Below are 10,801 nucleotides of genomic sequence, written 5' to 3'. Positions count from 1 at the left end.
CATGTTCAACGGCTACAGCTACAACGAACGCTGCGTGCTGTCCCTGGGGGTTGTTGACCAAAGCGTTGAAATTGGCGACGTTCTGACCCTGCGCTGGGGCGAATCCGACGAAACCGCCAAGACATCCGCCGAGAAGCACAAGCAGGCGGAAATTCGGGTGCGCGTATCCGAAACGCCGTATTCAAGCGAGGCACGGGAAAGCTATGCGGCCGACAGCTGGCGGGCAAAAGCCGTCTGATCAGCAGAGTTTCGGGGTGGCGATCACACAGAAGGATCGCCCCCCTTCATCACACGGCCTGATCTGGATCGGGTCACTCATGGGAGGTTTTATGACATTTAGAACGACATTTCTCGGTGCTGCGATGGCAGTGGCAGCAACTGTTCCGGTCGCCGCACAGGAACTGAAATTCGCCAACTTCACGCCGCCGTTCCATACGGTCAACGCCAGCGTGATCGAAAAGCTGAACGCGGACCTGACCGAAGCCACCGGCGGAAGCCTGACCGTGCGCGGCTATCATGGCGGTGAACTGGGCGCTGGCCCGGTCGAGCAATATGTGCGTGCCGTGCAGGGCGTCGCCGACATGGTCTGGGGCCTGCCTGGATACACCTCGCAGCAATTCGAAAAGACCATGATCGTCGAGCTGCCGGGCGTCGTGCCAGACGATCAGTCGGGCGCGGATTCGCTCTGCAACGCGATGGACGAAATCTCGGGTGAATTCCCCGGCACCGTTCCGATCGCGCTCTGGACGTCCGAGCCGAACATCATGATCATGAAAGACAAGGCGATCCGTTCACCATCCGACCTGTCCGGTCTCAAGATCCGTGTCGCCGGGGCAACGGCGGGCAAGATCGCCGAGGCACTGGGCGCAACCCCCGTGCAGATGCCGATCAACCAGGTCTACAACGCGATGCAGACCGGCCTGATCGACGGTGTTTTCACGGGCGCCTCGACGCTGAGCGACTTCAAACTTGACGAGGTGGCCGATGCCTACACGCTGGGCGCGCCGCTTGGCCGTTTGGCGTTTTTCGCGGTGATGGGGCAGGGATCGTATGACGCGCTCTCCGACGATGCGAAAGCCGCGCTTGACGAGGCCCGCGGCTGCGGGTTGGGCAACAATGCCGAAACCGCCTGGAACGCAACCGCCACCGAGGCGCTTGAAAACGCCCGCGCGGATGCCGGCAATTCCTTTGTCGACCTGAGCGAAGACGAGGCGCAGGCCTTTGTCGATGCGGTGTCGAACGTCGTCGCGGACTATGTGGCCAGCGTTGGTGGCGAAGCGGCATTTGCCGCGATGCAGGAATAAGCCTTGACGCGCATACGCACCTTTGCGGACAGGCTGATTGGCCTGTCCGCTGCCATTGGATCAATCGCGCTTCTTCTGGTCGTGGTGGTGATCCTTGTCGACGTTGTGGGCCGCGCGTTCGGCAGCCCGCTTTATGGGGGGCAGGACATCACGACGATGGCCTCGGTGATCGTTATTTTCGCCCCGATGGCGCTGTGTGATCGTCTTGGCGGCCATATTTCCGTCGATCTGTTCGAACGGTATTTCCCGGACGGGGTGAATCGGTTCATAGACATATCCGTCGCAGTGATCGGGGCAGTGATCTTTGCCGCTCTGGCCTGGGCGACCTGGGACAGCGCAAAGCTTTCGGTGATGCTCAATCTTTCCACCAACCTGCTTTACCTGCCCAAGGTCTATTTCCAATGGGCGGCCATCGGGTTCATGGGGCTTGCGTCCCTCGGTCTGGCCTTGCGGGCGCTGGAACTGATCTTGACCGGGCGGGATGTGCGGCAGGAGCGACAGGCATGACCGCGTCCGTTGCCGGGGTCGTCGGTATCGTTGCCTTGTTCGCGCTGCTGATCCTGCGCGTGCCGGTTGCCTTTTCGATGTTTGTCGTCGGGTTTCTGGGGATCTGGGCGCTTAACGGGCTGAACGCGTCAATGTCGCTTCTGGCGTCCGAGGCGTTCACCCTGGCCTCGTCCCCCGAGTTGATCGTTATTCCGCTCTTCATCCTGATGGGCAACGTCGCGTCGCATACCGGGATGAGCCGTCAGCTTTTTGATGCCGCCTATGCCGTGATCGGGTCGATCCGGGGTGGGCTGGCCTCGGCCACGGTCATTGGGTGCGGCGGATTTGCCGCGCTGTCCGGCTCGTCCGTCGCCTCGGCACTGACTATGGGCAAGGTCGCGCTCGCTGAGATGGAGCGGTTTGACTACGATGATCGTCTGTCCTCCGGCGTGGTGGCTGCGGGCGGCACGCTGGGTATTCTGATCCCTCCGTCCACCGGCTTTGTGATCTATGCCATCCTGACCGAGCAATCCATTGGCCGCCTGTTCCTTGCGGGTGTGTTTCCAGGGCTTCTCTTGCTCACGATGTTTGTGCTCGCGGTGTCTTTGCTGTGCATCCTCCGTCCGGGTTTTGGTCCAGCAGGGCCAAAGACGGCGCTTTGGGAAAAAGTCACGGCCATCGGGCGGGCCGGTCCCATCGTTCTTGTGATCTTCGTCACCATTGGCGGCATGTATGGCGGGTTCTTTTCCCCGGTCGAGGCCGCAGCTGTGGGCGCTGGTGCGGTCATTCTCATTGGCTGGGTCACGCGCAAGCTCAGGCTTTCGATGCTTTGGGACGCCGCGAAAGACAGCGTTGTGACCACCGCCACCGTCATGCTGATCCTGATTGCCGCGCATATGATCAACCCGTTCCTCGCGCTCAGCCACATGACCGACCTTGTGGCACAGGCGTTTGTCGCGCTGGAACTGGGGCCGATGGGCAGCCTGCTCTTGATCCTTGGCATCTACATCGTTCTGGGCTGTTTTCTCGAAGGGTTTGCGATGCTGGTTCTGACCCTGCCGATCTTCTTTCCCATCGTACTGGACCTTGGCATCGACCCGATCTGGTTCGGGGTGCTGGTGGTTCTGGCACTTGAAATGGGTCTGATCTCGCCGCCGGTGGGGCTGAACGTGTTCATCGTGAAATCCGTCGCTCCGGGTGTGCCGCTTGGGCGCATTTTTGTTGGCGTCATCCCGTTCTGGATCATGATGATGGTCACGCTGGCGATCCTCGTGGCCTTCCCGCAAATCTCGCTTTTCCTGCCAAACACCATGTTCAATTGAGGCGCTTATGACCGAACCCTGCTTTGACGTTGCTCATCTTGGCCATGTGGAGGTGCTGACCGACAAGTTCGACGAGAGCCTTGATTTCTTCACGCGGGTTTACGGGCTGAAACTGTCCGCGCAGGAGGGCGACAGCGCCTATCTGCGGGCCTGGGACGATTACGAATTTCACACGCTCAAGCTCACCAAATCCGACACCACCGGCGTGGCCCATATCGGCTATCGCGTGTCGTCCGAAGCGGCGTTGGAACGGCGTGTGAAGGTGATCGAGGCGTCGGGGTACAAGGTTCACGGCTGGGTCGAGGGTGATCTGGGCCACGGTCGTGCCTACCGGTTCGAAGACCCGTTCGGCCATGTGTTCGAACTTTACTGGGACACGGTGAAATACGACCCGCCCGAGGACGACAAACCGGCGCTCAAGAACATGTCGAGCCGCTTTCACGCGCAAGGCGTGTCGCCGCGCCGGATCGACCACCTGAACCTGCTGGCCAGCGATGTGACGCAGTTTCGGGGTTTCATGATGACCTGCCTTGGCAGCCGCGTGACCGAACAGATCCGGCTCAACAACGGGCGGCTTGGGGGCTGCTGGTTCACCATCAACAACAAGACTTATGATCTGGCCTGCACCGAGGAACACGGTCGCGGTGAGAACCGTCTGCACCATGTAACCTACGCCGTGGACCAGCGCGAAGACATCCTGCGCGCCGCCGACATTTTTCTGGAAAACGGCGTGCATATCGAAACCGGCCCGCACAAGCATGCCATTCAGGGCACGTTCTTTCTGTATGTCTGGGAACCGGCGGGCAACCGGGTCGAACTGGCAAACGCCGGTGCGCGCCTGATCCTGCAACCCGATTGGGAAACCGTCACCTGGACCGAGGACGAGCGCAAGCGGGGGCAGGCCTGGGGTCTCAAGACCATCGAGACCTTCCACACCCACGGCACACCGCCGGTCAACGAGGATTGATGCAGGCGGCGTCGCAAGACCTGATCGGTGCGTGGCTGTCCCGTCTGGGGCTGCCTTCTGGCCTTCCGGTCACGCTTGACACCCTGACCACCATGACCCGCGCGCATCTGGACCGCATCCCGTTCGAAAACCTGACCGTCTTTTGCGGCGATGTTCCCGAACTTGGGCTTGAGGCGCTTGCCGCCAAGATGATCCACAACCGACGCGGTGGATACTGTGTCGAGGTCAATCCGCTGCTCTGCGCCGCTTTGTGTGGTCTGGGCTTTGACGCCCGTCTGCGGATGGCGCGGGTCATGTGGCAGCGCGATGTGCCGGGGCCGCGCAGCCATTGCGTCTGCATCGTGTCGCTGGATGGGGCCGAGTACCTTGTCGATGTGGGCTTCGGCGGGCCGGGACCGACTGTCCCCGTTCCTTTGAACGGCGATCCCGGCGACCCCACCCTGCGCACAGAGACACGCGCCGGTCTGGGCACCGTGCTGTACCGACAGGTCGATGCGGGCGACTGGCGCGATCTTTACGCCTTTACGGATGAACTGACCACGATGTCTGATGTGCAAGCAGGCAACTGGCTGGCCGCCACGTTTCCGGGATCGCTTTTTACCCGCACGTTGATTGTCACCCGCCAGTGCGGCGACACGCGGCTGGTGCTGGACGGCGCTGTATTTCGCAAGTTTGCAAAGGGCAGGGCACCCTGTTGCGAGACTTTGCAAACCCCCGATGCGGTGATCGCCTGTCTGCACGATGCCTTTGGGCTGGAGTCAATACCGGGCCTAGTGGACGCATTGATCCGCAAAGGCATTTTTTGACCAAATGGTCAAAAAGCGGCCAGCCCTGCATTTGTGTTCAACAGGAACTGCGTGAAGATCGGACTGCTTGCCGCGCCGATTGCACGCGCATTGCCGCCGATGCTGCCGGGTTCGATCTTGGGCGGGATCAGGCCGCGCGTGTCCTGATTGACCAGGTAACGCCTGACCCGTTCGACAAGCTCGTTGCGTACCGGTTCCGGGAATGCGCCGTCGATCAGCACCGCCTCGAAATCGATCACGGCACAGACCGACAGCGATGCCTTGGCCAGTTCCTGCGCCGTTTCCCCGACCCACGGTTCGACATATCGCGTCAGCGCGCTCCAATCCTGCGGTTGCTGCCACAAGATGCGCGGCTCAATACCCGCTTGCACAAGCCGACCTTCGAGCAGGTGGATCGAGGCCACGTCGATCAATTGCTGACTTTCGCCCAGTGGCCCAGTGCTGCGAAGTGACCCCAAGGCGCCAGCATTTCCCTGATTGCCTTCGAAGACGGTGTCATTGACCACGACCCCACCGCCGACAAACGAGCCGATGAAAAAATAGGCGTAGTCGCGGAACCCGTGATTGCGGCCGTACAGATGCTCTGCCCGGCAGGCGGCGGTTGCATCATTGACCACGAACACCGGCAGGTCGCTGAACTGCGCAACCTGTTCCGCGAAATCGACGTCTTTCCATGACTTGAACCGGTTGGACGGAGCGCCGATCAGGTCGTTCCACTTCCAAAGCTCGAACGGCGCGGCGATGCCGATCCCGCACAGCCGGTCGCGCGCCTCGGGCGGCAGATCCTCGAGAAGGGTGGTCATCCCGCTTTCGAGGAAGGCAAACACTTCGTCGGGGAGGGGGTATTGATAGGCGGTTGTAACCTGCGCACGCACATTGCCGGTGAAGTCCAGCAACAACAGGTCAGCGCTGCGGCGTCCGATCTTGAGTCCCAACGAAAGAACCCCGTCCGGCGACAGCTCCATCGGGATCGACGGCTTGCCCACCTTGCCGCGCACCGGGTCACCGCGTTGCAGGAACCCGTCCTGTTCCAGTTTGCGAAAAATCACCGACACGGTTTGCGGCGAAAGGCCGGTCAAACGTGCAAGGTCGATCCCGGCCATTCCGCCCCGGCGTTGCAACATCGAAAGGAGCAGACGTTCATTGTAGTTGCGCACACCGCTTTGGTTGACGCCCCCGCTTGCCCCTTTGATTTTTCCACCGTCCATGTCGCGGACCTTAGTCTAACGAAGCTACGCCGCAAAGATGGCACGGGCTATTTAATAAATAAAGTTTATTTATTTATTGACAGCACGTTTAGAATCTGGCCTTTTTAGCCGCAACCTGCAGCGATTACCGCAGGCAGGGGGGAGCGGGCCGACATCGGTCCGTGAGAATGCAAATTGAAGATTTCTGGGAGGAAACCATGAAAAGACTACTGTTGAGCTCGGCTGTTGCGTTTGCGTCCATGTCCGGAGCGGCCTTTGCCGCAGGTCACGGTGTCAGCGCGTGCCTGATCACCAAGACCGACACCAACCCGTTCTTCGTCAAGATGCGTGAAGGTGCTGAAGCCAAGGCAGAAGAGCTGGGCATGACCCTGAACAGCTATGCGGGCAAGATCGACGGCGACCACGAAACCCAGGTTGCGGCCATCGAAACCTGCATCGCCAATGGTGCCAAGGGCATCCTTCTTACTGCGTCCGACACCGGTTCCATCGTTCCCGCCGTTCAGCAGGCGCGCGATGCGGGTATCCTTGTGATCGCACTTGATACACCGCTTGATCCGATTGATGCGGCGGACATGACCTTTGCCACCGACAACTTCCTTGCCGGCGAACTAATTGGTCAGTGGGCCGCTGCAAGCCTTGGGGACGACGCGGCTAACGCCAAGATTGCCATGCTCGACCTCGCCGTGAGCCAGCCGACCGTTGGCGTTCTGCGCGATCAGGGCTTTCTGCAGGGCTTTGGCATTGATCTGGCTGACCCGAACGTGAACGGTGACGAAGACGATCCCCGCATCGTCGGCAACGACGTGACCGCAGGCAACGAAGAAGGCGGTCGCCGCGCGATGGAGAACCTTCTTGCGAAGGATCCGATGGTCAACGTGGTCTATACCATCAACGAACCAGCCGCTGCCGGTGCCTATGAGGCGCTCAAGTCCATCGGTCGTGAGAACGACGTTCTGATTGTGTCTGTCGATGGTGGTTGCCCCGGCATCCAGAACATCAAGGACGGCGTGATCGGTGCCACATCCCAGCAGTATCCGCTGCTAATGGCCTCCAAGGGTATGGAAGCGATTGCAGCATGGGCCGCAGACGGCACCAAGCCGGAAGCAACCGACGGCAAGGATTTCTTTGACACGGGTGTTGCCCTGGTCACGGATCAGCCTGCGGATGGCGTCGACTCCATCGACACCGACGAGGGCATGAACCTCTGCTGGGGTTGATCCAAACCAACCACACTTGAATAATCAGCAGACGGGCAGGCGTACTCCTGCCCGTCCGAGACGTACCGCTGATCTTGTCGACGGGGAGGGGACCCATGCCACAGGCAGACAACTATGAAACGGTGGTCGGAAGCGCCAAATCCGATGTTGCATCGTTCAAAATGAAAGATAAGGGCTTTGTTGGCGCATTTCACCATGCCCTGCACACCACGCCGGCGTTGGTTCCGCTGATCGTTCTGGTCGCCGCCATCATCATCTTTGGACTGGCGCTGGGATCGCGGTTTTTCTCTCCGTTCGCCTTGACGCTGATCCTGCAACAGGTGCAGATCGTCGGCATCGTTGCCGCAGCGCAATCGCTGGTCATTCTGACCGCAGGCATCGACCTGAGCGTTGGAGCCATCGCGGTGATCTCATCGGTTGTGATGGGGCAATTCACGTTCCGGTATGGACTGCCACCCAGTGTTGCGGTGGTCTGTGGCCTGGCCTTCGGCACGGCCATCGGGGCGGTGAACGGCTGGCTGGTGGCGCGGATGAAACTGCCACCCTTTATCGTGACCCTGGGCATGTGGCAGATCGTGCTGGCCGCGAACTTTCTCTATTCCCAGAACGAAACCATCCGCTCGCAAGAGATTGCGGAACAGGCACCCCTGCTGCAACTGATGGGGGCCAAGTTCAGCATTGGTGGCGCGGTCTTTACGTTCGGCGTCGTGTTTCTTGTGCTGCTGGTTCTCATCCTGGCCTATGTACTGAAACACACCGCGTGGGGCAGGCATGTCTATGCGGTGGGGGATGATGCCGAGGCGGCAGAACTGTCGGGCGTCAATGTCTCGCGCACGCTGATTTCCGTCTACGCGCTGGCCGGTCTCATCTGTGCCTTTGCAGGCTGGGCCTTGATTGGCCGGATCGGGTCGGTGTCACCAACATCGGGTCAGCTTCTCAACATCGAAAGCATCACTGCGGTGGTGATCGGGGGCATCTCGCTCTTCGGCGGGCGGGGGTCGATCCTTGGCACGTTCTTTGGTGCGCTGATTGTGGGTGTGTTCACACTTGGCCTGCGCCTTGCCGGGGCCGATGCGCAATGGACTTTCCTCTTGATCGGCGTGCTGATCATCGGGGCCGTCGCCGTGGACCAGTGGATCAGAAAGGTGGCAGCATAATGGAACCGATCTTGAAAGGACGTGGGCTGGTCAAGCGTTATGGTCGTGTGACCGCCCTTGACGAATGCGACTTCGATCTGATGCCGGGCGAGATCCTGGCCGTGATCGGCGACAACGGGGCTGGTAAAAGCTCTTTGATCAAGGCGGTGTCGGGCGCGGTGGTGCCGGATGAGGGCACCGTGACGCTTGAAGGCAAGGAGGTGCGCTTTACCTCACCGATCGAGGCGCGCGAAGCCGGGATCGAAACGGTGTACCAGACTTTGGCCATGTCGCCCGCGCTGTCGATTGCGGACAACATGTTCATGGGTCGCGAGATCCGCAAATCCGGCTGGCGGGGCAAGTGGCTGCGCCAACTGGACCGCGCCGCAATGGAGAAGATGGCGCGCGACAAGCTGTCTGAACTGGGGCTGATGACGATCCAGAACATCAACCAGGCGGTGGAAACCCTGTCCGGGGGTCAGCGTCAGGGTGTGGCTGTGGCCCGTGCGGCGGCGTTCGGATCGAAGGTGATCATCCTGGACGAGCCGACAGCGGCGCTAGGCGTCAAGGAAAGCCGCAAGGTTCTGGAGTTGATCCAGGACGTGAAATCACGCGGCATTCCGATCATCCTGATCAGCCACAACATGCCGCATGTGTTCGAGGTGGCCGACCGTATCCACGTCCACCGTCTGGGCAAGCGGCTGTGCGTGATCGACCCCAAGGATTACACCATGTCCGATGCGGTGGCCTTTATGACCGGCGCCAAGGACGCGCCCGAGGCGGCATAGACCTTTGCGCCATGACGTGCCGTGTCAAAGGCCCTGCGGATTGCGGGGCCTTTTTCTTTTGACGCCGCTTGCATGACGCGGGAATTGCTGTGTCCGGGATGCACCTTTTTCGGGAACTTTTCCGTGCGCCGGTTGTTTCACCTACCGTGAGGTGGCTTTGAGCCGCCCATGAGTCGTGGAAAGAAGGAATATCGAGCATGGAAGACGTGGAAGCAGTGGCCAACGGCCTTTGGGATCGGATCGCCGGCCTCTTCACGATGGAGATCTACAATGGACGGTCTCTTGCCGATCTTCTGACGCTCGAGACGTTGCTGGCATTGCTCGGGAATGCGGTTGGCGCGGCGCTGATCCTTGTCATGGGTTTTGTCATTGCCGGGATCATCCGTCGCCGCGTCGCGCGGATCGGCGCGATGCATGCCAGCCTTGATGACACGCTATTCGTCTTCCTGGGAAATATCGTGAGCTATGTGGTTCTGGCCTTCACCGCGCTTTTCGTGCTCAACACCTTCGGCGTGCAGACAACCTCGATTGTCGCCGTTATCGGTGCTGCCGGTCTGGCCATTGGTCTGGCTCTTCAAGGCACGCTGTCGAATGTCGCGGCGGGGGTCATGTTGATCATGTTCCGCCCCTTGAAGAACGGCGATTTCGTTCAGGTGAACGACGTTGTCGGTACGGTGAAGGAAATCACCCTGAACTATACCGAGATCGCGGATATCGGGAACGTCAAGGTTGTGGTGCCCAATTCCGAAGTCTGGGGCAACACGATCAAGAACTATTCCGGCTATGCCACGCGCCGTGCCGAATGGGAATTCGGGGTGGGTTACGGGGCCAACCTTGCACAGGCCGAAGAAGTGATCCGCGCCACGATCATGTCCGACCCCCGGTCACACGCAGAGCCTGCGCCGTTCATCCAGGTCAACAACCTCAACTCCAGCAGCGTCGATTTCCTTGTTCGTGTCTGGTGTTCGGCTGCGGACTATTTCCAGTACCAGGCCGACATGAAGCGCAAGGTGAAAGAGGCGCTGGACGCGGCTGGTGTCGACATTCCGTTCCCGACACGGACCGTGTTCATGAAAGCGGATGACAGCGGCGCGGACCGGGATCAGCAGCCGCTGGCAGCGCAGTAGCGGTTCCGTGGACCGGCGTCGCGATCAGCCCGGCTCGCGATGCACATGCACCGCGCAGGGCGCGTGACGCACAACCCGCGCGGCAGTAGACCCAAGGAAAAAGTCGCTCAGTCCGGGTTTGTGCGATCCCATGACGATGCAGTCGACCCCGTGCTGGGCGGCATAATCTATGATTGTGCGCGACGAGTGGCCTTTGACCATCGCAGGTGTCACCCCATCCACCCCCTTAAGCTTTTCGTCCATCCGCGCACGCGCGCGGTCATACCCTGCCTTCACGACCTCTTCATCGAGATAGGCACTCACAGCCCCTTGCGGAGCCTCGTAGACATGCAGGGCGATGATCTCGCCGCCTGATGCGCAAAGCACCCGCGCGATTTCAAGGGTTTGTGGCGAAATGTCGTGATCAAGCGCCATGGGAACGAGGATTTTCGAGTACATGT

At 60.4% G+C, this 10,801-nt stretch carries 11 protein-coding genes and 1 pseudogene; 10 read left to right on the top strand and 2 right to left on the bottom strand.

Features of this window, described 5'->3' with window-relative positions:
• The 6 genes and pseudogenes from ACTIEN_RS09715 to ACTIEN_RS09690 form a co-directional block, all read left to right on the top strand.
• Nucleotides 1-238, top strand: a pseudogene (locus tag ACTIEN_RS09715) (aminomethyl transferase family protein); the annotation flags it as partial.
• A gap of 91 nt (nucleotides 239-329) precedes the next feature.
• On the top strand, nucleotides 330-1,304 hold the full coding sequence (locus tag ACTIEN_RS09710) for a TRAP transporter substrate-binding protein (RefSeq protein ID WP_439522929.1): 975 nt from the start codon (nucleotides 330-332) through the stop codon (nucleotides 1,302-1,304).
• A 3-nt stretch (nucleotides 1,305-1,307) separates the two neighbouring features.
• The gene (locus ACTIEN_RS09705; protein WP_439522928.1) at nucleotides 1,308-1,811 is read left to right on the top strand and encodes a TRAP transporter small permease; all 504 of its coding nucleotides are present in this window, start codon (nucleotides 1,308-1,310) and stop codon (nucleotides 1,809-1,811) included.
• Nucleotides 1,808-3,112 (top strand): TRAP transporter large permease, encoded by a 1,305-nt coding sequence (locus ACTIEN_RS09700; protein WP_439522927.1) that lies wholly within the window; start codon nucleotides 1,808-1,810, stop codon nucleotides 3,110-3,112. Before ACTIEN_RS09705 ends, ACTIEN_RS09700 begins: the two co-directional genes overlap by 4 nt.
• Before the next feature lie 7 nt (nucleotides 3,113-3,119).
• Complete coding sequence (locus ACTIEN_RS09695; RefSeq protein WP_439522926.1) at nucleotides 3,120-4,079, top strand: VOC family protein; 960 nt, start codon at nucleotides 3,120-3,122, stop codon at nucleotides 4,077-4,079.
• Complete coding sequence (locus tag ACTIEN_RS09690; protein ID WP_439522925.1) at nucleotides 4,079-4,885, top strand: arylamine N-acetyltransferase family protein; 807 nt, start codon at nucleotides 4,079-4,081, stop codon at nucleotides 4,883-4,885. Before ACTIEN_RS09695 ends, ACTIEN_RS09690 begins: the two co-directional genes overlap by 1 nt.
• Nucleotides 4,886-4,893: 8 nt before the next feature.
• Here the strand turns inward: ACTIEN_RS09690 and ACTIEN_RS09685 are convergent, their stop codons facing one another.
• The gene (locus ACTIEN_RS09685) at nucleotides 4,894-6,093 is read right to left on the bottom strand and encodes an ROK family transcriptional regulator (protein WP_439522924.1); all 1,200 of its coding nucleotides are present in this window, start codon (nucleotides 6,091-6,093) and stop codon (nucleotides 4,894-4,896) included.
• 197 nt (nucleotides 6,094-6,290) lie between these two features.
• Here ACTIEN_RS09685 and ACTIEN_RS09680 point away from each other — a divergent pair, with 197 nt between their 5' ends.
• The 4 genes from ACTIEN_RS09680 (at nucleotide 6,291) to ACTIEN_RS09665 (ending at nucleotide 10,361) form a co-directional block, all read left to right on the top strand.
• Nucleotides 6,291-7,310: a sugar ABC transporter substrate-binding protein gene (locus ACTIEN_RS09680; protein ID WP_439522923.1), complete on the top strand. Its 1,020-nt coding sequence runs from the start codon at nucleotides 6,291-6,293 to the stop codon at nucleotides 7,308-7,310.
• Nucleotides 7,311-7,405: 95 nt separating this feature from the next.
• Entirely contained in the window at nucleotides 7,406-8,467 is a 1,062-nt protein-coding gene (locus ACTIEN_RS09675) for an ABC transporter permease (RefSeq protein ID WP_439522922.1), read from the top strand.
• Nucleotides 8,467-9,234, top strand: a complete 768-nt coding sequence (locus tag ACTIEN_RS09670; RefSeq protein WP_439522921.1) for an ATP-binding cassette domain-containing protein — start codon at nucleotides 8,467-8,469, stop codon at nucleotides 9,232-9,234. Before ACTIEN_RS09675 ends, ACTIEN_RS09670 begins: the two co-directional genes overlap by 1 nt.
• A gap of 197 nt (nucleotides 9,235-9,431) precedes the next feature.
• Nucleotides 9,432-10,361, top strand: coding sequence for a mechanosensitive ion channel family protein (locus ACTIEN_RS09665; protein ID WP_439522920.1), 930 nt, complete (start codon nucleotides 9,432-9,434; stop codon nucleotides 10,359-10,361).
• Nucleotides 10,362-10,385: 24 nt separating this feature from the next.
• Here ACTIEN_RS09665 and ACTIEN_RS09660 read toward each other — a convergent pair whose 3' ends face one another.
• Nucleotides 10,386-10,799 (bottom strand): universal stress protein, encoded by a 414-nt coding sequence (locus tag ACTIEN_RS09660; RefSeq protein ID WP_439522919.1) that lies wholly within the window; start codon nucleotides 10,797-10,799, stop codon nucleotides 10,386-10,388.
• Between the last annotated feature and the right edge of the window lie 2 nt (nucleotides 10,800-10,801).

It is taken from the genome of Marivita sp. (genome assembly GCF_051859345.1).
Classification (GTDB): domain Bacteria; phylum Pseudomonadota; class Alphaproteobacteria; order Rhodobacterales; family Rhodobacteraceae; genus Marivita.
Note: the sequence above shows the minus strand (reverse complement) of the source record. Positions and strands in the feature narration are given on the sequence as shown.

What these genes read in the sequence shown, in the direction of transcription:
- ACTIEN_RS09685 (WP_439522924.1), bottom strand. Translation starts at nt 6,093, where the DNA reads ATGGACGGTGGAAAAATCAAAGGGGCAAGCGGGGGCGTCAACCAAAGC.
- ACTIEN_RS09660 (WP_439522919.1), bottom strand. Translation starts at nt 10,799, where the DNA reads ATGTACTCGAAAATCCTCGTTCCCATGGCGCTTGATCACGACATTTCG.
- ACTIEN_RS09675 (WP_439522922.1), top strand. Translation starts at nt 7,406, where the DNA reads ATGCCACAGGCAGACAACTATGAAACGGTGGTCGGAAGCGCCAAATCC.
- ACTIEN_RS09700 (WP_439522927.1), top strand. Translation starts at nt 1,808, where the DNA reads ATGACCGCGTCCGTTGCCGGGGTCGTCGGTATCGTTGCCTTGTTCGCG.
- ACTIEN_RS09690 (WP_439522925.1), top strand. Translation starts at nt 4,079, where the DNA reads ATGCAGGCGGCGTCGCAAGACCTGATCGGTGCGTGGCTGTCCCGTCTG.
- ACTIEN_RS09670 (WP_439522921.1), top strand. Translation starts at nt 8,467, where the DNA reads ATGGAACCGATCTTGAAAGGACGTGGGCTGGTCAAGCGTTATGGTCGT.
- ACTIEN_RS09695 (WP_439522926.1), top strand. Translation starts at nt 3,120, where the DNA reads ATGACCGAACCCTGCTTTGACGTTGCTCATCTTGGCCATGTGGAGGTG.
- ACTIEN_RS09710 (WP_439522929.1), top strand. Translation starts at nt 330, where the DNA reads ATGACATTTAGAACGACATTTCTCGGTGCTGCGATGGCAGTGGCAGCA.
- ACTIEN_RS09665 (WP_439522920.1), top strand. Translation starts at nt 9,432, where the DNA reads ATGGAAGACGTGGAAGCAGTGGCCAACGGCCTTTGGGATCGGATCGCC.
- ACTIEN_RS09680 (WP_439522923.1), top strand. Translation starts at nt 6,291, where the DNA reads ATGAAAAGACTACTGTTGAGCTCGGCTGTTGCGTTTGCGTCCATGTCC.